The organism is Rheinheimera sp. F8 (genome assembly GCF_001518915.1).
The window spans coordinates 1,592,065-1,616,462 of sequence record NZ_CP013656.1; the positions used below are offsets into that span (position 1 = coordinate 1,592,065).

Below are 24,398 nucleotides of genomic sequence, written 5' to 3' on the forward strand. Positions count from 1 at the left end.
GTTCTCTAACGCGCGGACACCCTAAACAGGAGAGGTGTCCGTTGCCGGACAGATTTCCTCAAAAAAAGGTGGCCCGTTGCGGCCGTGCAGTGTGAAACAATGAGTCAATTATCGCAGTTACTGTGTTTAGCGGATTTAAGTAAAAGTCAGTTGTCCGGTTTACTGGCGCTGGCCAGTCAAATCAAACAAACTCCGGAAGATTACAATCAGGCACTAAAAGGCAAGAGCATTGCCTTACTGTTTGAAAAACCATCATTGCGGACCCGGGTCAGTTTTGACGTCGGCATTTACAAGCTCGGTGGTCACAGCGTCTATCTGGACCAGCAAAACGGCGCTATGGGTGTGCGTGAATCGGTGGAAGATTTCGGTTCCAATCTGGCGTGTTGGTGTGATGCGATTGTCGCGCGGGTGTATTCACAGCAAACACTGTTAAAACTGGCGTCCAGCAGTAAAAAGCCGGTCGTAAATGCCTTAAGTGACCTGTACCACCCGTGTCAGGCATTAGCCGATTTATTATCCTTGCAGGAAGTGCTGGGCGATTTATCGCAGGTACATCTGGCTTTTGTTGGTGATGGCAATAATGTCTGTCATTCGCTGATGCTAGGTGCCGCCATTTTAGGCATGACGCTGACGGTGGTGACACCACCGGGTTTTGGTCCGGACGCGCATGTGTTGTTAAAAGCGCAGGCCCTGGCTGCGCAAAGTGGCGCTAAACTGACGCTGAGTCAGCACGTATCGGCCGCTGCCGGCGCCGATGCAATTTATACCGACACCTGGTTGTCGATGGGCAATAAAACCGATCCGGCACAGATCGAAAGGGCCTTTGCGCCATTTCAGATCAATACTGCCGTGATGCAGCGCCTCGGCGCCAAACATTTTATGCACTGCCTGCCTGCACATCGTGGTCAGGAAGTGACCAGCGAAGTGCTGGACAGTGATTATTCTCTGGTCCTGCGGCAGGCGGAAAACCGCATGCATGTCCAGAATGCCGTTTTAGTCAGTTTATTTAGTTGAGGTTTGTCTCATGAGCGAATTAAAAAAAGGTGTGAAGAAAGTCGTTTTAGCGTATTCCGGTGGTCTGGATACCTCGGCCATAGTGCCATGGTTAAAAGATAACTATGACTGTGAAGTCATTGCTTTTGTCGCCGACGTCGGCCAGGGCGCTGAAGACTTAGAAGGCGTTGAGCAAAAAGCGATTAATTCCGGTGCCAGCAGCTGCTACGTCGTGGATTTAAAAGAGCAGTTTGTTAAAGAAGTGATTTACCCGACGATTAAAGCCGGTGCCGTGTATGAAGGCCAGTACCTGCTGGGTACTTCGATGGCGCGTCCAATAATTGCCCGTGCCCAGGTCGAACTGGCATTGAAACTGGGCGCTGACGCGCTCTGTCACGGTTGTACCGGAAAAGGCAATGACCAGGTGCGGTTTGAAGGTGCTTTTGCTGCCTTAGCGCCACAGTTAAAAGTGATTGCACCATGGCGGGAGTGGGAATTTAATTCCCGTCAGTCCCTGCTGAACTATCTGGCAGAGAAAAAAGTGCCAACTACCGCGACCGCGACCAAAATTTACAGCCGCGATGCCAACCTGTTCCACATTTCTCACGAAGGTGGCGAGCTGGAAAACCCATGGAACGAGCCGTCTGAGCAGGTCTGGATGTGGACCAATTCTCCGGAACAAGCACCGGATAAAGCCGAATATATTCAGCTGAGCTTTGAAAAAGGCGAGCTGACAGCGATTGATGGCAAAGCGGTGTCAGGTGTGGAAGCCATTGAACAACTGAACAAAGCCGGTTCAATCCATGGTGTTGGCCGGATTGATATCGTCGAAAACCGTCTGGTCGGCATGAAATCACGTGGTTGTTATGAAACACCAGGTGGCACCATCATTGTGGCGGCACTGCGCGCACTGGAATCGCTGGTGTACGACCGCACTTCACTGAAGTACCGTGAAGAAGTCGGTTTGGAAGTGGCGCAACTGGTGTATGACGGTCGTTGGTTCACGCCATTAAAAGATGCACTGTTTGCCGCGTCTAATTCACTGGCAGAGCAACTGACCGGTGACATCGTAGTGAAACTGTATAAAGGCCAGGTGACTGTCGCCAAACGCCGTTCACCAAACAGCCTGTATTCAGAAGCTTTCGCGACTTTTGACGGTGACGAAGTGTATAACCAGAAAGATGCAGCCGGCTTTATCCGCCTGTACAGTCTGGCGAGCCGCATCCGTGCTTTGCACAGCGTGAAAGAATAACGCCGGAACGTGTTAAAAAAACGCCGGGCTTGCCCGGCTTTTGTTCATAAGATTTGTTGAGGTCAGTATGGCGATGTGGGGCGGCCGCTTCCAGGAAGCGAGTCTGGAAGAATTCCGGGCATTTAATGATTCATTGAGTTTTGACTATCTGCTGGCGCAACAGGATATCGCCTGTTCACGTGCCTGGGCCGGTGGTCTGCTGGAAGGCGGCATTATCACTGCGGACGAAGCCAAAGCACTGGACCTGGCACTGGCTGAACTGGCGGATGAAGTCAGCGCCAATCCACAGCTGCCGCTGCAGACTGTGGAAGAAGATATTCACAGCTGGGTCGAGCTGAAACTCGGCGACAAAATCGGTGTGATCGCAAAAAAATTGCACACCGGCCGTTCCCGTAACGATTTAGTTGCCACCGATTTACGCTTATGGAGCCGGTTGAATGCGCAGCTGGTGCAGCAGGCCCTGACTGGTGCTATCGGCGCATTACTCAATTTCGCCCGCTTGCATCACGGCGCTGTGATGCCGGGTTTTACCCATTTACAACGCGCACAGCCGGTACTGGTCAGTCACTGGGCGCTGGCTTATGTCGAAATGTTCCGCCGTGACTTAAGCCGGATTGACGATGCGTTAAAGCGCCTCGACAGCTGCCCGCTTGGTTCAGGCGCTCTGGCCGGCACTGGTGTGGCGATGGACCGGCAAGCTTTGGCGCAGCGCTTAGGCTTTAGCCAGGCTGCACGCAACAGCCTCGACGCGGTATCAGACCGTGATTATGTTGTTGAGTTATCTGCCTGTGCCAGCATCTGTCTGACGCATTTATCGCGTTTATCCGAAGATGTGATTTTCTTCTGCTCGGGCGAAGCTGGGTTCTTTAAACTCGGCGATGCGATTTCAAGTGGCTCCTCTTTAATGCCACAGAAGAAAAACCCGGATGTGTTTGAGTTACTGCGCGGCAAAACTGGTCGGGTGCTTGGGCATCTGGTGGCAATTCTGCATATCCTTAAAGGCCTGCCTTTGGCATACAACAAAGACATGCAGGAAGACAAACAAGGCTTTTTCGATTTAATGAATACCTGGCAGCAATGCCTGCTGGTACTGGCGACTTGTCTGCCGCATTTATCTGTCAATGTGGACCGTTGTCGTAAAGCGGCTGAACTTGGTTACAGCAATGCCACAGATCTGGCCGATTATCTGGTTAGTAAAGGCATTGCTTTTCGGGATGCACATGAACTGTCCGGGGAGTTGGTGTTAAAAGCCGCCGCCAAACAAGTGGCGTTGGAGCAGCTGAGCCTGGCTGAACTGCAGGAAGTCAGCGCACTGATTGGTGAAGATGTTTATCCGGCACTGACTATTGAAGCTGGCATGGCTAAACGCTCGGCGCTTGGTGGGACATGCCCGGTGCAGGTGGGGCAGGCGCTTGCTGCTGCGGAAGCCTGGTTTGAGACCCTAACGGCGTAAGCGAGTATTTTCTGTGATGCATATAACAAAGCCGCACTTGTGCGGCTTTGTTGTTTCAGTTGGTTCGGATTAACGGAAAATATCAATCTCCGCCGGTTTTTGCTGGTCTGGCTGTAATGGATTGACTGGATCAGCATATTGCGTCGGTTCAGTGCCTTGCATGAAATACTCAAACTCGCTGCTGTCGTCGCTGGCCTGCGTCAGCAAACCGGTTTTGCGATCGATGCGCACCGAGACAATCCCCGTCGGGGTTGGCGGGAATTGTTCCGGCACATTTTCCAATGCCAGCTCGGCAAAACTCAGCCAGCTGGGGAGCGCTGAAGTCGCGCCAGATTCGCCGCCAAGGGTTACAGAACGTCCTAACACACTCTCGGAATCATCAAAACCAACCCAGCTGGTGATCACCAGATCCGGTGTAAAACCGCTGAACCAGGCGTCTTTAACATCGTTAGTGGTACCGGTTTTCCCCGAGATGTCGCGGCGTTTTAACGCCTTTAATTTATGCGCCGTGCCATTCCAGCCCGGACCGCCCCAAATAGCACTTTTCATCGCTTCAGCGATCAGAAAGGCATTTTGTGCCGAGATCACCCGTGGCGCATACTGTTCCGTTGGCTTTGGCGGTTCTGTCACTGCCGGATCCGCTGTCGCGGCTGCGACTGTCTCTGCTGCGTCAGTTGCCGCAGGTTGCGTCTCACTGGTGTCAGCTTCGGCTGTGTTGGCGGCCAGTTGCTCGCATTGATCACAAACACTGATGGCCTGGTGTTCGTAAATCAGATTATTCTGGTCGTCAAGAATTTTGGTTATGACATAAGGTTTCACCAGATAGCCGCCATTGGCGAATACCGCATAACCAGTGACCAGCTCCAGCGGGGTCAGTGACGCAGAACCCAGCGCCAAAGTCTGATTGCGGGGCAGATCGTTGGCGTGGAAGCCGAATTTAGCGAGATGGTTGATGGTATGGTCAATACCAACACCACCAATCAGGCGCACTGACACCACGTTTTTCGATTTTGCTAAGGCCTCACGCAAACGGATCGGGCCGTCGTATTCTTCCGGTGAGTTTTTTGGCCGCCAGGCTTGTCCTGAGCCTTCGTCCCATTCATGGATCGGCGCGTCATTGATCACCGAGGCCAGCGTGTAGCCATGCTCCAGCGCGGCGGAATAGATAAATGGCTTGATATTGGAACCGACCTGACGATTTGCCTGTGTCACCCGGTTGAATTGAGTCTGGCTGAAGCTGTAACCACCAACCAAGGCGCGGATCGCGCCGTCTTTTGGATTCATTGCGACTAAAGCACTGCTGGCTTGCGGCAATTGGCTCAGGCGCCATTGGCCTTCCTGTTCACGCACATAGATGAGCATCCCTGGCGACAATACCTGGCCGGCAGCGCTGGGCGCATTGCCTTGACGTTCATTGCTGATATATGCCCGCGCCCATTTCAGGCCGTCCCAGGGCAGTTCGATTTTGCGGCCACCAGAAAGCATCACCTCAGCACTTTGTGCCATGACTTGGGTAACGACTGCCGGTTGCAGTTTTTCAATCGCATCCTGTTCATCGAGATAAGCCAGAATAGCTTCGTCAGACAAGCGCTTTTCTTCTTTAAACGTGATGCTGCCGTCAGCCGCGGTCACTTTTTCGGCCGGCCAGACTGTTTTGAGTGGGCCACGGAAACCATGCCGCTCATCGTACGCATGCAAATTGGTCTGCAACGCGTTGACGGCACGAGTCTGCTGGCGCGCGTCTACTGTAGTAAACACCTGAAAACCTTTTGAATAGGCTTCTTCTTCGCCATAACGGGCCACTACTTCCTGTCGCACCATTTCTGCCAGATAAGGCGCAGATGCGGTAACCTGGGCGCCGTGCAGTTTCGAAATAATCGGCGACTGAATCGCCTCGTCATATTCCTGCTGGGTGATATATTTCTCTGCCAGCATCCGGCCGAGCACAATATTGCGGCGGGCGCGGGCGCGACTTGGTGAGCGCACCGGGTTCAATACGGACGGCGCTTGCGGTAAACCGGCAATAATGGCAATTTCTGACAGGGTCAGATCCTGAATATTCTTGCCGAAATACACTTGGGCTGCAGCACCGACGCCAAAAGCGCGCTGACCCAGTTCAATCCGGTTCAGATAGAGTTCTAGGATTTCGTCTTTGCTCAGCAGCTCTTCGATATGGATCGCCAGAAAAGCTTCTTTGACCTTGCGGATGATTTTCTTTTCGCGACTTAAAAAGAACAACCGTGCCAGTTGCTGCGTAATCGTTGAAGCACCCTGGCTATAGTCGCCGGTGGTGGCCACAACCGAGGCCGCACGCATCACGCCAATCAAATCAATACCCGGATGCTCATAGAAGCGTGAGTCTTCGGTGGCCAACACTGCTTTTATCAGCATCGGTGGCATTTCGTTTAGTTTAAGCGGGATCCGGCGTTTTTCACCAAATTGGGAAATTAATTCGCCGTCCTGACTGAAAACCCGCATCGGTGTTTGCAGGCGTACATCTTTCAGCGTTTCGACGCTCGGCAGGTCGTTTTTCAGCACCAGATAAGTGATGGCAACGCTAAGTACGCCTAAGGTCAGACAACTCAACAGGATAATGACAAGTTTTTTAAGCCAAGACACTGAATAGCCCCAATTTTTGCTGCCCTTTACCAAAATAGGCTGCTAGTATAAATTCATTAGTAGTTGTTGAAGCACGTTGTTTCTCGTGCAAAAACAACGTACGCCACAGCGAAAACATAATAATCATAAGTTTGAGACGGCTGCAGGAAGCTATGATAAATCGGTTGTTTCGTGCGAAAAATCCACTCATCCTGGGCGTCGACATTGGCGCTCATACCGTCAAGGCTATTCTGCTGAGCCAACACGGCGAGCATTATAAAGTAGAAGCCCTGGCAATAGAACCTATGATTAAAGGGTCTATGACGGACCGTGAGATCCAGGACATCGAAGCTGTCGGTACAGTCATTGCTAAAATCCGCAAAAAAATTCCGAAAAACATCAAGTTTGCTGCAGCGGCGGTATCCGGTTCCACGGTGATCACCAAAGTGATTTTTATGGATGCCAGCCTGTCGGATGATGAATTGGCCAGTCAAATTGAAGTTGAAGCTGACAGCCTGATCCCGTACCCGCTCAGTGAAGTCAGTATGGATTTTGAGAAACAGGATCTGAACGCCAATGACCCGTCGAAAGTAAATGTACTGCTCAGCGCAGCGCGCACTGAAAGTGTGCAAAGCCGGGTGTCTGCACTTGACGCGGGTAACTTTGCGACCAAAGTAGTTGATGTCGAATCTTATTGTTTAAGCCGTGCAGCTGAATTGTGCTTTCATCAACTGCCACCGGATGTGCATGAGAAATTGATTGCCGTTGTTGATATCGGCGCAACGATGACGCTGATGAGTATTCTCGAGGGCGGCAAAACTCACTACACCCGCGACCAGATGTTTGGTGGCGAGCAATATACCCGCAGCATTATTTCTTATTATGGCAAAACTTACGAAGAAGCAGAGCAGGCCAAAGTCAGTAATGACTTACCGCCGACTTACACTTTTGAAGTACTGGCGCCATTTCAGACCATGATCCTGCAGCAGGTCCGCCGTGGTATTCAGATGTATTTAACAACTTCAGGCCGTGAGAGCATTGATTATCTGATCATCTCTGGTGGTACCGCGCTGATTGAAGGTATTGATAAATTACTGACCGAAGAACTTGGCATCCATACGATTGTGGCAAACCCGTTTCAGCATATGGAAGTTGGTCCTGCGGTTGACCGGCAACAGCTGACGCAGCTGGCACCGCAATTAATGGTTGCTTGTGGCCTCGCGATGCGGAGTTTCTCAACATGGCATATCTGAACCTGCTGCCCTGGCGCGAAGCCCAAAAGAAACAACAACAAGCCCGTTTTATGACCACGATGACTGCCGCTTGTGTTGGCAGTTTTTTACTGGTGTTTGCTGTCAGTGCCGTGTACGGCTCGATGATCGAGGGGCAGGATGGTCGTAACAATTACCTGCAGGGTGAGATTGCGATCCTTGACCAGCGGATTGCCGAAATCAAACAACTCGACGAAAAGAAAAAGAATCTGCAGAAACGGATGGAGTTGATTGCGCAGCTGCAGAGCAGCCGAAATCTGGGTACGCAGATTATGGATGAAATTGCCAAAGTGACGCCGGCCGGGGTTTATCTGACTAACCTGGAGAAAAAAGGCCCGTCGTTATTGCTGGTTGGTAAAAGTGAATCGAATAACCGGCTGTCCAATATGATCCGCTCTGTTGAAACTTCTGAGTTACTGTCCAATCCGTTACTTGAATTTATTGAGGCGGCAAAAGATGAAACCCAGCTGCTCAGTGATTTTAAAATGCACCTGATGGTTAAAAGTTATGAAACGGTGCACATCGATACAGCCAAGCAAAAAGCTGACAAAGCAAAAAAACCAGCCAAAAACGCCAAACCTGTTAAAAAAGCAGGAGGCACCAAATGAGCCTGAATATTAATCTGGAAGAACTGAATAATCTGGATCTGGCGAATGTGGGCTCCTGGCCGCCAGTTGCAAAATCCATGTTAGTGGCCGTGTTCAGTATCCTGGTCGCGACACTGAGTTATTTCATGCTGGTCGATGACAAAATTACCACGCTGCAAAAAGCTGAGACGCGTGAGCAGGAACTGCGCCAGACTTATCGGGCGAAGTATGCGGCAGCAGTCAATCTTGAACTGTACAAACAACAGATGATTGAGATGGAAGAAACCTTCTCGTATTTGTTGAAACAATTGCCTGCAACCCACGAAACACCGGGCTTGTTGGATGATATTACTTATGCCGGCACATCCACCGGGTTAACCTTTGTCCGGATTAACTGGATGCCGGAAATTGAAAAAGACTTTTACACTGAATTGCCGATCCAGATTGATGTCGTCGGCGATTATCACCAGTTCGGCAATTTTGTCAGTGAAGTGGCTAAATTACCGCGCATTGTATCGTTGCATGATTTTTCGGTGACAACCGACAAAGAAGAGCGGCTGGTGTTTAATGTGGTTGCCAAAACTTACCGGTATAAGGAGGCGCCATGAGTCGTCCTGCTGGCCGGTTGTTGGCACTGAGTGCCATGATGTTGTTACTGCAGGGGTGTAATGATTCGCTGACTGATATCCAGCAATTTATGGAATCAGTTAAAGCCAATACCCCGGCGGGCATCCCACCACTGCCAAAAGCCAAGCCTTTTGTGCATATCAGTTACCAATCAGTGAACGCCCGTAGCCCGTTCAGTGCGCCGCGGCCGGAAGCGGTGCAGGAACAATTTTCACAATCACAGGACTGTCTGAGCCCTGATCCATCAAGACGCAAAGAACCGCTGGAAAAATTTGCGTTGGATAATCTGGCAATGCGTGGCACGCTCGGGGACAGTGGCAATGTCTGGGCATTGATTGAAGCAGCCGACAAAACCTTGCACAGAGTCAGTAAAAATAATTACATTGGGTTGTTTCATGGCCGGATCATTCAGGTAGATGCAAACCAGATTGAATTAATTGAATTAATCCCGGACGGCGCCGGATGTTGGAAAGAGCGGACGACCACCATGCAAATGGCCGACCCCAATGCCGCAACGCGCAAATAAGGTGTGAGCATCATATGGATCAACTAAAAAACATGCAAAAACAACGATCAGCCTGGTGCCACATCGCGTTAGGTTGCTTGTTGCTGAGCGTCAGCTCTGCGATGGCAGCTCCGCTGTTATATGACGTCAGATATAGTCCGCTCAGTACTGGCGAAACTGAGATTGAGTTTGTCTTTGACGAAACGCTCAGCGCGGCACCTGAAGTACAGATTTTAAATGAACCGTCGCGTATCGAGTTGACCTTCCCGGAAGCTGAGTTTGAAGAAAAACTGACTGATGTCACGATCAACAAAGCCGGTGTCAAAAATGCCCGGACAGAATTCTGGCAAAAAGGCATAAAAACTGCCGTTTTTCTGGACCACCTGAAACTGTATAAAACCCGGCTGGAAGGCAATACCTTTTATCTGCAGGTCAGTGACGCTGCCAGCAGTAGTGCGAAGCCGGATGCCAATGCTTATATCAACAAAGTACAGGCCATCGATTTTCGCCGCGGTGAAAAAGGTGAGGGTAAGGTACTGGTTTTCCTGAAAGACAGCTCGGCAGCCATCGATGTGCGGGAGAATCTGGGTAAAATTGTCGTAGAGTTCCATAACACTGATATCGCTGATGACTTGTTGTACCAGTTAGATGTATTGGATTTCGGTACTATCGTCAAAGGCATTGAAACTTTTAAAGATGGTGTGATCACCCGTCTGGAAATTGAACCGACCGCCGCATTCACTTTTACCTATCAGCAAGTGGATAATATTTTCAGCCTGAGCATCGAAAAAGACCCAATGGCCGGTGGTTTTATGCAGGGCGGTAAAGACTACAAAGGTAAAGCCATATCTCTGAATTTTCAGGATATTCCAGTGCGTACTGTGCTACAGATTATCGCCGACTATAACGGCTTTAACCTGGTGACCAGTGATTCGGTCAGTGGCAATGTCACGCTTCGGCTTGATGGTACGCCATGGGACCAGGCGCTGGACATCGTATTAAAAGTTCGCGGCCTGGATAAACGGATGGACGGTAATATTCTGATGGTCGCACCGACTGATGAACTGGCCGAACGTGAAGCCAAAGAGCTGCAGGCGCGGCAAAAAGTCGAAGATCTAGAAGCGTTATATTCTGAGTTTATCACCGTCAACTACGCCAAAGCCGCAGATCTGGCTAAGCTGCTGGACGGTAAAGACAGTTCTTTATTATCAGCGCGTGGCAATGTGTCGGTTGACGAGCGCACCAATACTATTTTGCTGAAAGACACTGCCAAAGCGATTGAAAACGTACGCCGGCTGGTTGAGCGGCTGGATGTGCCGGTCAAGCAGGTGTTGATTGAATCGCGAATGGTCACAGTCAAAGACAGTGTGGCGGAAGAGTTAGGCATTCGCTGGGGCTTCAGTGATCAGCAGCTGACCAAAGGGATGTCGGGCACTGCAGCTGCCGCGCAGTCGCTGGCAAATGGCCAGATCCCGGCACAGGCGGGGCGCTACAACGTCAATTTGCCGGTATCGACCGATGGCGCTGGTAGTATCGGATTCCATATTTCCAAGCTGGGCGATGGCACTTTAATAGATCTGGAATTGTCGGCGCTTGAAGTGGAAAACAAAGCAGAAATTGTGGCTTCACCACGGATCTCTACCGCTAATCAGAAAAAAGCCCGCATCGAACAGGGTGTTGAAATCCCTTACGTGCAAGCGGCATCCAGTGGCGCGACCACCGTCGAATTTAAAAAGGCCGTGCTAAGCCTCGAAGTCACACCGCAGGTGACGCCGGATAACAAAATTATCCTCGACCTGACTGTAACCCAGGATACTGAAGGCAAAGTGGTACAAACGCCAACCGGTAATGCCGTCGCGATTGATACTCAGCGTATCACGACACAAGTGCTGGTCGACAACGGTGAAACTATTGTCTTGGGTGGGATTTATCAGCAACAAACGATCAATACCGTATCGAAAATCCCGGTACTTGGCGATATTCCATACGCTGGCGCTTTGTTTCGCCGTTCGCTGGATAAAACCGAGAAAAAAGAATTACTGATTTTTGTCACACCAAAAATCATCAACGAGACCCGCTAATTGCAGAAGGGACAGCCGAATGGCTGTCCCTTTTGAACTTTTGCTTGCGAAGCCCGCGCCAATACTGCCATAATTCAGCGCTTAAAATTTTCACGGGAGCTTTTTGGTCCTGACATCAACCCTCTTGAGTTAGCTGAATTAGCATTACGACATATGGCAGAGAAACGCAATATCTTCCTCGTTGGCCCAATGGGCGCAGGAAAAAGTACCATTGGCCGTCACTTAGCAGAAATGCTGCACCTCGAATTCTATGATTCGGATCAGGAAATTGAACGCCGTACCGGCGCAGACATTGCCTGGGTCTTTGATCTGGAAGGTGAGGAAGGTTTCAGGGTGCGCGAAGAAAACGTCATTGAAGACTTAACAGGTATGCAGGGCATTGTGCTGGCAACTGGTGGTGGATCGGTACTGAGTCGAGAGACCCGCAACCGTCTGTCAGCCCGCGGCATTGTGGTCTATCTGGAAACTCCAATTGAGAAACAGGTCGCCCGCACACAACGTGATAAGCGTCGTCCGCTGTTACAGACCGAAGAAGCACCACAACATGTGCTGGAGCGTCTGGCGGCAGAACGCAATCCACTGTATGAAGAAATCGCCGATTTTACCATTCGTACCGACGAGCAAAGCGCCCGCGCTGTTGCCAACCAAATCGTCGAACAACTGGGTTTTTAATTTCAGAAGGGAGCTGTAGATGGAAAAAGTTGCGGTTCAACTTGGTCTGCGCAGTTATCCCATCCTGATTGCTCCGGCGCTTTGTCAAAGCGCCGCTGAGCAAGCCGAATTCACCCCGCTCTGGGGATACAAAAAAGTCGCCATTATTTCCAATCCTGTAGTTGCAGCGTTGTACCTGGATAAGGTGCGTTCGTTGTTTGGCGCCGCTGATGTCAGTGAGTGCCTGCTGCCGGATGGTGAGGCTTATAAAACCCTGCAGTCGTTTGAACAGGTCAATTCGTTTTTGCTGGAACAAAAGTTTCCACGTGATGGCTTATTGGTAGCTTTGGGTGGCGGGGTTATTGGCGATTTGACCGGTTTTGTCGCCGCCTGTTATCAACGTGGTGTCGACTTTGTGCAAATCCCGACCACCTTGTTATCGCAGGTCGATTCGTCGGTGGGTGGCAAGACAGCCGTGAACCATCCGCTTGGCAAGAATATGATTGGTGCTTTTAAACAGCCTCAGGCCGTGCTGATAGACACCAATATGCTGCAAAGCCTGCCACCGCGCGAGTTCGCTGCCGGTATGGCTGAGGTCATTAAATATGGTCTGCTTGGCGATGCCGCGTTTTTGCAATGGTTGATCGCCCATCAGACGCAAATCCAGGCGAAGCAAGAACCCGTGCTGAGCCAGATGATCCGCCATTGTTGTCAGATGAAAGCGGATATTGTCAGCCGGGATGAAACTGAACAAGGCGAGCGTGCACTGCTTAATCTCGGTCACACCTTTGGCCATGCTATTGAAGCCTGGTTGGGTTATGGCAGCTGGTTGCACGGTGAAGCTGTCGCCGTTGGTATGCTGATGGCAGCGCAACTGTCGGCAGCACGTGGCTGGATTGAAGTTGCAGATGTCGATGCGATCCGTAGTTTGTTGTTAGCGGTACAGTTGCCGGTAATGCCGCCGTCTGGCATGACCATTCAGCATTTTATGCCGTATATGAAGACTGATAAAAAGGTTAAAGCCGGCCAAATGCGCTTTATCTTGTTGCAACAATGCGGACGTGCCATTATCGTCGATGACGTGACAGAACAAGAACTTATTCAGGTATTTGGCGCCACATATGGCTGATTTACATCAAAAACTGGCGACACAGCAGGGCTTGTTGCCGTCACAGCGCCAATGGCTCGAACGGTTGGTTTTTCAGCTCGAATTTAATCCTTATCAGCTGATTTATTTGGTCGGTGGTCCGGGCTCCGGTAAATCCACGCTGGCCTTAGCGGTTGCCGAACTATTATCCGACGAATTTAATCTGGCATTACTGACCGTTGAACCTGAACTGAGCGCTGGCAAAATTCGCCAGCACTTACTGGAGCAATGGTTTGGTCACGGCGCGGTTACCGACAAAACCCTGCTCAGTCTGATTGGCGAGCGCGAGAGCCGACAGCCGTTGGCACTGATCCTTGACCAGTCTGAGTATTTGCCGGAACAGTTGTGGAGCGAGCTTGCTGAAATTCCTTGCCTGGTGATTGCGACGGCAGAACAAGCCGATGCCCATGCCGAACTCAATTTGCCATTGGCGCCAATTACGATGGAAGACGCCAGTGTGCTGCTGCAGGACGGCGCTTTCAGTACACTGACGATTGCTGAGCGCCTGGCACAGGCGCAAGGCAATTTACACGTCTTATTAAACCCGCAACTGGCGGCTAAGTCCCCGAAACAGCAGAAGGCTGCAGTGCAAACGGCATCCGTTGCAGCACCATTGTGGGTTTTTACCGTCGGGATGGCTGTGATTGTTGGGATCGTTGTATTCTGGTTTTGGACAGAACGCCAACTGCAACAGGGGGATGGTATTGGTACGCTGACCTATCTGCCGGAAGAACAGGAAGTGGCTGGCAGTGTGACTCAGGTTAAAGAAGCACCACCGCCGCCGGCCGCCGAGAAAGCCGTAGTTGAACAATTGGTCAACCAACTGGAAAAAGCTGAACGGGGAACCGCACAGACGAAAGGTCTTGAGAAGCCAGTAGATTTTACTGAACAAAGCAGCACGCTTAATACTGACGGCTCAGCAGAGCCCGCCGCTCCGGCAGAAGATGTGGCCGTCACTCCGGTGACACAGCAAACCGCCAGTGCGACAGACACAACAAGCGCAGAACCAGTTGCGACAACGCCGGCCCCTGCGGTGACAGATAGTTCGCAGCAGGATTTAGCGGCTGAGATCAGCGCCGATGTCAGCACTGCAACCGGCACAACGCGTCCAGCGACACTGCCGGAAGAAGCCACTGTAGAGTCTGAAATGGCAGCAGAATCAAGCAATATTGCGACACCACAAGCGCCGGTCACGACAACTGAAGCAGCGCCTGAACCAGCGGAAGACTTAGCAGCCGAAGCATCTGCAGAGTTGAATCAGGCGCCAGCCAGCGCGAACACTGTGACTGGTGGTGCTTACCGCTATAGTGAATCTGATCTGTTGTCATTGTCGGGCACGCAGTATGCGCTGCAGTTGGTGGTGTTCTCGAACGATACCGCGCTGCAGAGTTTCCGTCAGTCCTACAGCAACTTGCAAACCTATACCTACGAGCGGAAAAAAGACGGTAAACGCCAGCTGGTGGTGGTGATGGCGCCGTTCGCAAGCACAACGGCCGCTAAACAACAGGCGGCACAGCTGCCGGTACCTTTGCAGCAGGGATTCGCCAAGCCACTCAGTGATATCCATAGTGAAATCAGTACTAACTAATGGGCCGCTGCGTTGACTAAAGCCGTAAAAATAGCCAAACAACGCGCTTTCCTGAAATGGGCAGGCGGTAAATACAATCTGGCGGAGGCGATCCGTCAGCATTTGCCAGCCGGCGATTTGCTGGTTGAGCCTTTTGTTGGCGCCGGTTCAGTATTTCTCAATACCGACTATCCAGCCTATGTGCTCAATGATATAAATGCTGATTTGATTGGGCTGTACCGGCTATTACAAAGTCAGCCAGATATGCTGATTGGAGCAGCGCAGCAGTTTTTTACGCAGCAGAACAATTACAAAGAACGCTTCCTGGAACTTCGTCAGCAATTTAATCAGAGCGAAGATTTGCTTGAACGATCGTTGTTGTTTTTGTATCTGAACCGGCATTGTTTTAACGGGCTGTGCCGCTATAACCAGTCCGGCTTGTTTAACGTACCTTTTGGTAAGTATAAAAAGCCGTATTTCCCTGCAGCGGAGATGTGGCGTTTTGCCGAAAAAGCGCAAAAAGCCGAGTTTACCTGTTTGAGTTACCCGGAATTATTTGCCCGGCTGCCGAAGCCGCCAACAGTGATTTATTGTGATCCGCCTTATGTGCCGCTGTCGAAAACAGCCAGCTTCACTTCTTATGCTAAAAACAGTTTTACTTTTGATGATCAGGCTGAGCTCGCCAATCTGGCAGAGGCGGCGCAAGCGGCCGGTCACACTGTGGTGATTAGTAATCATGATACGCCTCTGACCCGGAAGATATATGCCGGTGCCGAACTGGATTCAATCCAGGTCGGGCGTTCGATCAGTCAGAAGGGCAGTAGCCGTGGCAAGGTTGCTGAATTGTTTGCTATTTATCGGCAGAAGTAACCCGACGCGGCATTCAGCTCAGAACCAGGCTCACCACAAGAATTAATCCCAATACAAAACACAATGTGACGATCACACCAGCAATGATGTAGGGCAAGGGGCCCTGAGTCTGAAAGTCTTGTTGGCGTTGTTGTTCAGATTGCACACCGATAAAGGCGCCGAACACCGCTTTGAGGATTTGTCTGAGTCCGGGCTTGGTGCCTGTCATCAGCAGAAGAGGCCGTTATTCATTATCTTGGCGCGTGTGCAGGCGATTCAGTAATTCCAACAAATCAATAAAGTGGAATTGAGTAGAACGGCTATGACCTTGCGCCCAACCTAACCAGCTTTGTTGTTGTGTGCTGTCACATTGCAGTTGCAGGGTTTCAATTCCCGACTCCGCCACCACAAGCTGTGGTTGGCAGCTGGCCATAGCGTTTTGCTGTTCCGGACTGTGAGAAATCGCGATAGCGACTGTCAAAGGCAGCAGCAATAACGCAGATTTCAGCAGAGTTTTAGTTTTCATCAGAACGTCCATGCAAATAATAGCTGCTCGATTTTACGCCAGCGCCTTGGTTGTGGCAAGAAAAAACCGGCGGCCTTGCGGCTGCCGGTTCGGGTCGTGGACAAAGGCTGTTTTTTTAATTTTTTATGATGTCGTATCTTTCTGTTCTCAGAAAGTCTTGCTCAAACTCAGTACTAAGCGGCCATCACACAGATCGCAGCCCGCACTGCCTTCGATATTCGTTGACGCAAATTTTAACTGCACTGCAGAGCCCAATACCGAAGTGCCTAAACCAACGCTCCAGTCCAGATAGGCATCACCACGCAGCGGACCGGCAGCAATAAAGGTATTGTATTCCGCATTGTCAGCAAACTGGTTGTGGCCGAGGTGCAACAGCAAGCTCAAACTTTCGTGCAATACATAGGTGTAGTCTGCTGACAGGTAGTAGTATTCGTTGACGCCAGATGCAAAATAGTCATCTGAGTAGGCGAAACCGAGGACTAAGTCTTTGTAAATAAACTTGGTATAGAATTCGTTGAAGTTAAACTGGTCGGTTTCATTGTCACCGTTTGGATAGCGATACTGCATTGCACCGACGTCAATGGTCCAGTCTTCGTTAATTTTTCCGGTCCAACCGGCCAGAATGTCCAGCTCCATCGAGCCATTGCCGAATTTAATGTTTGAACCCCAGGTTGACAGGTAAAATCCTGAGTCAGCGGTCAGCGTCATACCGCCTTGCAAGGCCATGCCTTCATTTGTCTGCGAAATACCACGGAACAGGTAATCAGACACATAACCCACGTTTCCGGTCAGTGTGGCGGCTTGTGCAGCTCCGCCAAAACAGCTGGCGACCAATAATGCGATAGCGCCCAGTTTTTTTCCCTGCATCAACGAACTTGTTGTTTTAGTTGCCATTGTTTTCATTTGCTTTGCCCTTATCTGTAATGGTCGCCAAAGGTAATTCCAGTTCTGTGCCATCAGTGAAAGATGTTTTATTTCAATAAGATAGACTTTTACCAGCGAATCAGCCAGCGCGAAATGCGCGAAAGTGGTGCAGGATTGCCTGTTTTTTGGGCGCTTCGTTGGATTCATCATCGGTAAAGCGGCTGCGTGGCGCAATGAAATCGGCTACAGTGACGACTTTGTAAGCTGGGAGAGACGAATGTTACCGTTTTGGATAGCCCCTTCTATTTTGTCGGCGGACTTAGCCCGCCTCGGTGATGATGTGGCCCGCGTGCTGGCTGCAGGCGCGGATGTCGTACATTTTGATGTGATGGATAACCATTATGTGCCGAATCTGACGTTCGGCCCGATGCTGTGTCAGGCAATACGCAACTATGGCGTGACAGCGCCGATTGATGTGCATCTGATGGTGGAGCCGGTGGATAGTCTGGTGCCGCAATTTGCCAAAGCCGGTGCTTCGATCATTACCTTCCATCCTGAAGCTTCACGGCACGTCGACCGCACCTTGCAACTGATTAAAGATGAAGGTTGTCAGGCTGGTTTAGTGTTTAATCCGGCGACACCGCTCAGTTACCTGGATTATGTGTTGGATAAGGTGGATGTGATTTTACTGATGTCGGTTAATCCTGGCTTCGGTGGCCAAAGTTTTATACCAGCGACGCTGGATAAATTGCGCCAGGCCCGCCAAATAATCGACCAGAGTGGCCGGCCGATCCGGCTGGAAGTCGATGGTGGTGTTAAAGTTGACAATATTGCAGCTATTGCCGCTGCCGGTGCGGATATGTTTGTTGCCGGGTCGGCTATTTTCAGTCAGCCGGATTATCAGCAGGTGATCACGGCGATGCGCGCGGAGTTAGCCAAAGTCCGTCCGGTCTGAGTCAGGCCAGAAAGTTCCCGTCAGCCAGCTCTGAGACGGGCGTGGCAAAGCTGGCGGAACCGGTTATAATCGGCGCAATTTTTTGACAATACTGCCAAGCAGAAGATGCAGTATGCAGACAGGATCCCAGCGTTCATGCAGAAGAATTCGGCCAAACCTATCGTATTATCCGGCGCGCAGCCGTCCGGTCAGTTGACTATCGGCAACTATCTCGGCGCTTTGCGCCAATGGGACCGGATGCAGGATGACTATGATTGTCTGTACTGCATCGTTGATTTACACGCGATTACGGTCCGCCAGGAGCCAGCCGCACTGCGTAGTGCCTCTCTTGATTCTTTAGCCCTGTATCTGGCCTGTGGCATAGACCCAAACCGTTCAGCTGTCTTTATGCAATCACATGTGCCGGAGCACAGCCAACTGGCGTGGGTGTTGAACTGCTATACGCAATTCGGTGAACTGAGCCGGATGACACAATTTAAAGACAAATCAGAACGCCACAATAACAACGTCAACGCAGGTCTTTTCACCTATCCGGTGTTAATGGCTGCCGACATTCTGCTGTATCAGGCCAATCAGGTACCGGTCGGTCATGACCAGAAACAACACCTGGAGCTGGCCCGCGATGTCGCAATGCGGTTTAACGCCTTGCACGGCGATATTTTCACTGTGCCTGAGCCTTATATCCCACCAGTGGCAGCTCGGGTGATGAGTCTGCAGGAACCGACCAAGAAGATGTCAAAATCGGACGAAAATCCATGGAATTTTGTCGGTTTGCTCGAAGATCCGAAGATGATCAGCAAGAAGTTCAAAAAAGCGATGACGGATTCTGAAGATCCGCCACGCGTATACTTCGATATCGACAACAAACCAGGTGTTGCCAACCTGCTGAGTATCTTATCAGGCGTTACCAACAAATCTGTTGATGCGCTGGTCAATGAATATGAAGGCAAAATGTATGGCCACCTGAAAGGTGATGTCGCGGATGCCGTTATTGCGCTGTTAGAGCCGGTACAACAACGTTTCCACGAGTTGCGTAATGACCACAACACCTTACAGCAGGTGATGCAGGCAGGTGCCGCAGAAGCGCGTCGTCGTGCGGCGGCAACTTTAGCCAAGGTGAACGAAGCAGTTGGTTTTGTGTTGCCTTAAAACGTGACACCGTCATAGCAAAAAGCCCCGCTTTCGGGCAATRNCTCTNTHANCTTAAGTGGAGCCGCATTGCGGTTTACCGGATAACGGGTTTTGGATATCTTCACCGCCCTGGGCCTTGCTGGCCTGGGGCGTTTTTCTATAAACAGATTGCCGATACAACCGCGCAGCTCTGACAGTCTTCTTGCCGTGTGCGATGGTGAGATAGCGCCTGCCATCATCGCCAGTTTGTTGGCTATAAACTGACAGGCAAACTTAAAGCTGACTTCATCAGGGGCTCGTTTGTGCGCGACTGCTGCCTGACTGGCTTCTCTTCGGACCAGATTGTATCCCAGCAAGAGTCCCCATAATTCCTGATACACCAACGCCACCTTTTTGCTGCGAAGCGTGATGGTATTGTGTTGCATCGAGCTTTTAATATCCCGAAAGCCTAATTCTATTTCCCAGCGCTCATGGTAGAGCGTCGCCACCTGGTGTGCCGTGAACTCTGTCGCAGGTAATGAGGTGAAGACTGTTTTCTCGCCATCTGCAATTTCATAGGTCACAGCCCTGACTTGCCAGAACTCCGGCAATGCCGGGTTCTTTTTACGCGCCTGTGGGGAGATTTTCATCTGCAACAAGCGGTCGCCATCGCCATAGCGTTCGACTTCGGTATACACCAGCCCTTTACGCTCGGGGATAAGCCAGTGCCGGTTAGTTTCTTCATCGGCAATGCCCAGCAGCAAGTCCGCACTGAAGAAACCTTTATCCAGTAACGTCACGGAGTGCGCCGGCAAGGATTGAATGAAATCGCGGGCCAACGGGATTTCGCCTTTGCGATAAGGACTGATGGCTGCGTTGACCACCACATGCGAGCGCACATTCATCAGCGCCACCAGACGCAACATCGGATAAGGCGTCTGACGGTTGGTAGCGGTGTTACCCGAACCAAAATGGCCTCTGAGCTCAGGATTATCCTGCGTTCTGAACAAGGCACCATCGACGGCAAATACCTGCAGACCATGCCATGTATCAGATGGATAACGCTCATGACCCCAGACTTGCGCACATTGACGGAATAACCATTCAACCGGTTGTTCGCCAAGCCGCTGACGGGCTTGCGACAGCGCACTGTCAGCCAGGAGCACATCGTTGGCAAGACCATCGGCACAGATATTCAGATGACGGGCGACTTCTGAGATAGGTTCATTGCGGAAAAAAGCCATACCGACCACCAGCCACAACACCATATCAGCGGGCAATCGCCTGCGGCGGATAGTGACCTTGTCGGATAAGGCCGCGGCGATACGGACCCATTCATCTGGAATATGGTTGGCAAATACTTCCATCCGGGCGACGGGCTCCCCGGACATCTCAATGACTTCGGTTAAATCCTGAATTAACGGCATAAAAAAATCCGGAACCTATGACGGGTTCCGGATTTTCCTACACTGCCAGGATCGGTCAAGTACTCTTAACTGATCTGCATTGCGCTCAGTGAGCGGGGTTTTTTGTATTTAGACCCTAGCGGTTTGCTGCGCGTAGAGTAGTACAGTGAAGCCGGGGTTTAAGAACGCAACCAATGTTGCGTTCTTCCGGCTGAACACACCCGAAGCTCTGCGAGGGTGCAGACTCCCACGAAGCCGCGGTATTGAATTGCAGGACGCAAACAGTTTTGCAGCTCTGGCCGTCACACAGCTGATGAGCACACCCGAAGCTCCGCGAGGGTGCAGACTCCCACGAAGCCACCCGCACTTCATCATGCCAACCGAACCATTAGTGGGCAGGGGTTTAAGAACGCCAACAGTTTGGCTCTGCTGGCTGTCACACAGCGACGGAACAATCCCGAAGCTCCGCGAGGGATATGAAGGCTCCCAATAAAGCTATAAACCCCAGTTTTTCGACTGGGGCTTTGTCGTTTTATGGCCTGTCAGGCTATTTCCCGGCACTGATGTCGTACTGTGGCTATCCAATACGATTGTGCCGTGAAGCTCGGGTTAAAAAGCAAGCTAACGCCATCAGCTCTGCGGAGCGCATCACCTTTCCCAATAAAGCAAAAAGGCCCACTCAATCGAGTGGGCCTTTTACTTAATCTCTTCGTAACGAACAGCTGTTGATCAGAACTGATAACTGGCAGTCAGACTGATTTGCCGGCCACGCAGGTTGTATTGTGTGGTGTCGGTGTAATCGCTGCCGGCGCTTGGGTCAAACGGCGGGTCACGATCCAACAGGTTTTGCACTGCAAAGCTGATTTGGGTATTGGCAATACCACGGTAACTCAGCTGGCTGTCCCACTGCGTGAAGCTGCTGATATCGCTGCGAAGCCCCGGGTTACTGGCGGCCGTCGCCACTTTTTGCTGATAGTCGCTGGTAAAAGCGGCCGTCAGGCTGGCTTGCCAATCGCTGTGTTGCCAAATCAGACTGTTATTACTCTTCCAGGCCGGCAGTGCGCCAAACTGATTGTTGCCTGCACCTTCCAGCACCGGCTGCCCGGCCACCAGTGCCTGTTTGTAATCCAGTAAGTGTGACCAGACTGTTTTCAGGCTCAGGCTATGGCCATTGTTCAGCTCAAAGCGGAAGTTAAAGTCGATATCCACACCGCGGGTATCGCGGCTGCCCTGGTTGGTGTACTGGTTTTTCAGGATCTGTAAGCGACCTTGTGCATCACGCAAAATACGGTCAGCATAAAGCTCCGGGTGGTCCACCACATATTGCGCGCTGTCGCCGGCGATAATGTCCTGCTGTTCAATTCTGAATACATCAATGCCCACGCTGCCTTGTTTGCTGAACGACCAGATCAGACCGGCATTGCTGTTGGTGGAACGTTCCGGTTGCAGCAGTGGGTTCCCACCACGCAGCTGGGTGTAACCGCGGCGGCTGCCCGGTTCCAGCGGGTCGTTCGGGTCAATCACAGTGCCGTAGCTGATGGTATTGCTGTCAGCAATTTCCGGTAAAGAAGGAGCACGGAAACCACGTGACCAGGACGCGCGCAGCAACCAGTCTTCCGCCAGCACATAATGCACCCCGGCTTTGGGCGAGAAGGCACGGCCGAAATCGTCGTAGTGGTCCAGACGACCGGCGACGCTGGCAGTCAGGTCGGTATACAGCGGCAGGCTCAGCTCAGCAAAAGCCGCGCTGACCGTGCGTTCGCCTTTGACCAGATTAATCGCCGGGCGCAGTTCAGTACCGGACAACACCTGTGGCGACGTGCCGGCATCCATCCGTTCTTTACGCAAATCAAAACCGGTGGCGATGGCAACTGTGCCATAGTCGTTGTCCCATAAATCGCGGCTGGCGCTGCCGTTGATTGAATTAATTTCGTATTCACCCGGCCGGCGCGTTTGCAAACGCAGGCGGTTCAGTACTTCGGCACTGTTCTGACGGCCGTCAAAGCGGTAGCTGCCATCTTTCAGTACCTTTTCAAATTCATAACGATTGACGAAATTGTCGACATATTCGCGCTGATGGCTGAATGATTGCAACAGTTGCAGCTGCGCATCCCAGACTTCGCCCTGATATTTCACACCTGCCAGCAGCCGGCTGAACTGCTGGCTGTTGGCCTTGGTGCGTGGGCCTAAGTCAAACAGCATGTATTCAATGGCCAGCGGTTTGCCTGTGCTCGTAGCAACAGCATTGTCCGGGTGACCAACAGGCAATAAAACCGGAATATCAGTCAGAGTGCCGTTGACCGGATTATAAGCCCACAGGCCGGCGCCGACGGTCAGCGGTGCGCCAAACAACATCGCTGAATCGTTGTCGCTGTATAACCACTCAGCGAAACCGCTTAAGTTTTCACCAAGTGCGACAGTGCCTTGCAGTGATAACTGGCGGCGGGTTACTTCTGGCTGCAGCGTATTAAAAGGCTGGGCGTTAAAAGCACAGACTTCGCCTTTGCGCCCCGGCGTGAAATCATTCCATGGTCGTTTTTCGCTGCCGGCCGGGCAATTGGCCAGTGCCTGCGGTAACGATGGATTGGCCAGCGAGTTGGCGCCCTGTGCGCTCCAGCCAGCCAGTTTGCCGCCCGGTAAATGGCGGAAATCGCCGGTTTTCAATAAGTCGCGTTCGCTGGCATCCAAACGGGCACGGTCAAACCAATCCAGCGTCAGGCTCAGGTTATAGCCATCCTCTGCCACTCCGCCGATGCCGGTCGACAGGCCCAGACCATATTGCTCCAGACCACCCTGAGTGGCACGACCGGTGCTGAGCGACAGCTCGGTGTCGGTGATTTGTCCTTTTAAAATGATATTCACTACACCGGCAATAGCGTCAGAACCATAAACCGACGAGGCGCCGTCTTTTAACACTTCAATACGTTTGATAGCGCTTAAAGGTAAAGCGTTCAGGTCGACAAATGTGTCCTGGGTATTCAGTGCAAAGCCGTAGTTGGACAGACGCTGACCATTGACCAATACCAAGGTGTTTTTCGGGCTGAGACCCCGCAAGCCAATGGATGCCGAGCCAGCGGAGAAGCTGCCGGTATATTGCTCGTCAAAGCTGTTACCGGAATTGACCGACAGATCGCGCAGCACTTCGGTCAGTGTGACTTTGCCACTTGCGGCAATCGCATCGGCGTCGATTTGCAAAAGCGGTGTGGCATCTTCCTGCTGGCTGCGTTTGATAAAACTGCCGGTGACCTGAATACGCTCGACGGCTTTTTCAGGAGCGGCGGCTTCGGCAGCTGTAGTGGCGAATGCCGGCGTAGCAACAGCGATGGCGCTGGCGAGCAGCGTCAGGGAATGTGGGGTAAAACGCATGATAAACCTCAATAAAATTCGGCGCTGAGTGTATTCGCAGCGGGGCTGCAAATCTCAGCGAATTGGACCGCCGCAGCAGTCAGTCAATAGGGTAAAAACAGGGTGGCTAGGCGCTGCGCCGAAATATGGCGCGGGCTTCAGGCCAGACAGGTGATCAGCAACACATTCGTGCTGGCAGCAGGCAACAAATTGAGGTTGGCGTGCAAGTGGTGCTATGAACGCTGGTATCGGCGTTTGGTAACTGTTGAACTGGCAACATGGTCGGAATCCTTCTTACTACGATTTCCAGGCTTCCGGTTGACCGGTGAGCATGTGCAGGGTGAATTTCTTCTCTGGATGCAATGGATGTTTAGCCGTCCAGATGTCGCGCATTGTAGCGATTTTTTATATCATGACAAGCGCTGTCATTCGGTTTTATATACCTAAAAGGAATAATAGATAAACGTTAAACCGCATTTGTGGCATCAGCAGGGTAGAAATTAAGCAGATCTGCGTTGTTGGCTTGCCGGAAGTCCTTGATCCGGCGACACTGTCTGACAATCAAGCCATGCTTCGCTGCCAGCGGCTGCGTGCGAAGTCGTGAACCAAGA

At 51.5% G+C, this 24,398-nt stretch carries 20 protein-coding genes; 14 read left to right on the forward strand and 6 right to left on the reverse strand.

What is annotated here, in order from left to right; all coding sequences use genetic code 11:
- Nucleotides 1-99: 99 nt before the first annotated feature.
- From ATY27_RS07255 to argH, 3 genes are all read left to right on the forward strand, one after another.
- Nucleotides 100-1,014: an ornithine carbamoyltransferase gene (locus tag ATY27_RS07255; protein ID WP_208931959.1), complete on the forward strand. Its 915-nt coding sequence runs from the start codon at nucleotides 100-102 to the stop codon at nucleotides 1,012-1,014.
- A gap of 10 nt (nucleotides 1,015-1,024) precedes the next feature.
- Nucleotides 1,025-2,245 carry an argininosuccinate synthase gene (locus ATY27_RS07260; RefSeq protein WP_208931958.1) on the forward strand — a complete coding sequence of 407 codons (1,221 nt, stop codon included), beginning with the start codon at nucleotides 1,025-1,027 and terminating at the stop codon, nucleotides 2,243-2,245.
- Between the two features lie 67 nt (nucleotides 2,246-2,312).
- Nucleotides 2,313-3,698, forward strand: coding sequence for an argininosuccinate lyase (gene argH / locus ATY27_RS07265; RefSeq protein ID WP_208931957.1), 1,386 nt, complete (start codon nucleotides 2,313-2,315; stop codon nucleotides 3,696-3,698).
- Nucleotides 3,699-3,767: 69 nt separating this feature from the next.
- On the opposite strand, the gene ATY27_RS07270 is transcribed toward argH, so the two are convergent.
- Nucleotides 3,768-6,317: a penicillin-binding protein 1A gene (locus tag ATY27_RS07270; protein WP_208931956.1), complete on the reverse strand. Its 2,550-nt coding sequence runs from the start codon at nucleotides 6,315-6,317 to the stop codon at nucleotides 3,768-3,770.
- A gap of 152 nt (nucleotides 6,318-6,469) precedes the next feature.
- On the opposite strand from ATY27_RS07270, the gene ATY27_RS07275 reads away from it, so the two are divergent.
- The 9 genes from ATY27_RS07275 (at nucleotide 6,470) to ATY27_RS07315 (ending at nucleotide 15,602) form a co-directional block, all read left to right on the forward strand.
- Nucleotides 6,470-7,549, forward strand: a complete 1,080-nt coding sequence (locus ATY27_RS07275) for a pilus assembly protein PilM (protein ID WP_208931955.1) — start codon at nucleotides 6,470-6,472, stop codon at nucleotides 7,547-7,549.
- Nucleotides 7,537-8,175: a PilN domain-containing protein gene (locus tag ATY27_RS07280; protein ID WP_208931954.1), complete on the forward strand. Its 639-nt coding sequence runs from the start codon at nucleotides 7,537-7,539 to the stop codon at nucleotides 8,173-8,175. Before ATY27_RS07275 ends, ATY27_RS07280 begins: the two co-directional genes overlap by 13 nt.
- Nucleotides 8,172-8,762 carry a type 4a pilus biogenesis protein PilO gene (locus ATY27_RS07285; protein WP_208931953.1) on the forward strand — a complete coding sequence of 197 codons (591 nt, stop codon included), beginning with the start codon at nucleotides 8,172-8,174 and terminating at the stop codon, nucleotides 8,760-8,762. Before ATY27_RS07280 ends, ATY27_RS07285 begins: the two co-directional genes overlap by 4 nt.
- On the forward strand, nucleotides 8,759-9,307 hold the full coding sequence (locus tag ATY27_RS07290; protein WP_208931952.1) for a pilus assembly protein PilP: 549 nt from the start codon (nucleotides 8,759-8,761) through the stop codon (nucleotides 9,305-9,307). The genes ATY27_RS07285 and ATY27_RS07290 overlap by 4 nt, the downstream gene beginning before the upstream one ends.
- A 32-nt stretch (nucleotides 9,308-9,339) precedes the next feature.
- Nucleotides 9,340-11,367, forward strand: coding sequence for a type IV pilus secretin PilQ family protein (locus tag ATY27_RS07295; protein WP_244151355.1), 2,028 nt, complete (start codon nucleotides 9,340-9,342; stop codon nucleotides 11,365-11,367).
- 153 nt (nucleotides 11,368-11,520) lie between these two features.
- The gene (gene aroK / locus ATY27_RS07300; protein ID WP_208931950.1) at nucleotides 11,521-12,039 is read left to right on the forward strand and encodes a shikimate kinase AroK; all 519 of its coding nucleotides are present in this window, start codon (nucleotides 11,521-11,523) and stop codon (nucleotides 12,037-12,039) included.
- A gap of 19 nt (nucleotides 12,040-12,058) precedes the next feature.
- Nucleotides 12,059-13,147 (forward strand): 3-dehydroquinate synthase, encoded by a 1,089-nt coding sequence (aroB, locus tag ATY27_RS07305; protein WP_208931949.1) that lies wholly within the window; start codon nucleotides 12,059-12,061, stop codon nucleotides 13,145-13,147.
- Nucleotides 13,140-14,753 (forward strand): AAA family ATPase, encoded by a 1,614-nt coding sequence (locus tag ATY27_RS07310; protein ID WP_208931948.1) that lies wholly within the window; start codon nucleotides 13,140-13,142, stop codon nucleotides 14,751-14,753. The genes aroB and ATY27_RS07310 overlap by 8 nt, the downstream gene beginning before the upstream one ends.
- Before the next feature lie 12 nt (nucleotides 14,754-14,765).
- Entirely contained in the window at nucleotides 14,766-15,602 is an 837-nt protein-coding gene (locus ATY27_RS07315; protein WP_208931947.1) for a Dam family site-specific DNA-(adenine-N6)-methyltransferase, read from the forward strand.
- A gap of 13 nt (nucleotides 15,603-15,615) precedes the next feature.
- On the opposite strand, the gene ATY27_RS07320 is transcribed toward ATY27_RS07315, so the two are convergent.
- From ATY27_RS07320 to ATY27_RS07330, 3 genes are all read right to left on the reverse strand, one after another.
- Nucleotides 15,616-15,810 (reverse strand): DUF2970 domain-containing protein, encoded by a 195-nt coding sequence (locus tag ATY27_RS07320; RefSeq protein ID WP_208931946.1) that lies wholly within the window; start codon nucleotides 15,808-15,810, stop codon nucleotides 15,616-15,618.
- A gap of 15 nt (nucleotides 15,811-15,825) precedes the next feature.
- Nucleotides 15,826-16,107: a hypothetical protein gene (locus tag ATY27_RS07325; protein ID WP_208931945.1), complete on the reverse strand. Its 282-nt coding sequence runs from the start codon at nucleotides 16,105-16,107 to the stop codon at nucleotides 15,826-15,828.
- A gap of 147 nt (nucleotides 16,108-16,254) precedes the next feature.
- Nucleotides 16,255-17,010 (reverse strand): TorF family putative porin, encoded by a 756-nt coding sequence (locus ATY27_RS07330; RefSeq protein ID WP_208931944.1) that lies wholly within the window; start codon nucleotides 17,008-17,010, stop codon nucleotides 16,255-16,257.
- 238 nt (nucleotides 17,011-17,248) lie between these two features.
- Here ATY27_RS07330 and rpe point away from each other — a divergent pair, with 238 nt between their 5' ends.
- A complete protein-coding gene (gene rpe, locus ATY27_RS07335; RefSeq protein ID WP_208931943.1) occupies nucleotides 17,249-17,926 on the forward strand; it encodes a ribulose-phosphate 3-epimerase in 678 nt (225 codons plus the stop codon).
- A 135-nt stretch (nucleotides 17,927-18,061) separates the two neighbouring features.
- A complete protein-coding gene (trpS, locus tag ATY27_RS07340) occupies nucleotides 18,062-19,075 on the forward strand; it encodes a tryptophan--tRNA ligase (protein WP_208931942.1) in 1,014 nt (337 codons plus the stop codon).
- Here the strand turns inward: trpS and ATY27_RS07345 are convergent.
- Both ATY27_RS07345 and ATY27_RS07350 read right to left on the reverse strand, forming a co-directional pair.
- Nucleotides 19,072-20,463 (reverse strand): IS4 family transposase, encoded by a 1,392-nt coding sequence (locus ATY27_RS07345; RefSeq protein WP_208932925.1) that lies wholly within the window; start codon nucleotides 20,461-20,463, stop codon nucleotides 19,072-19,074. The genes trpS and ATY27_RS07345 overlap by 4 nt on opposite strands.
- A gap of 708 nt (nucleotides 20,464-21,171) precedes the next feature.
- Nucleotides 21,172-23,808 carry a TonB-dependent receptor gene (locus ATY27_RS07350; protein WP_208932927.1) on the reverse strand — a complete coding sequence of 879 codons (2,637 nt, stop codon included), beginning with the start codon at nucleotides 23,806-23,808 and terminating at the stop codon, nucleotides 21,172-21,174.
- Nucleotides 23,809-24,398: the final 590 nt, after the last annotated feature.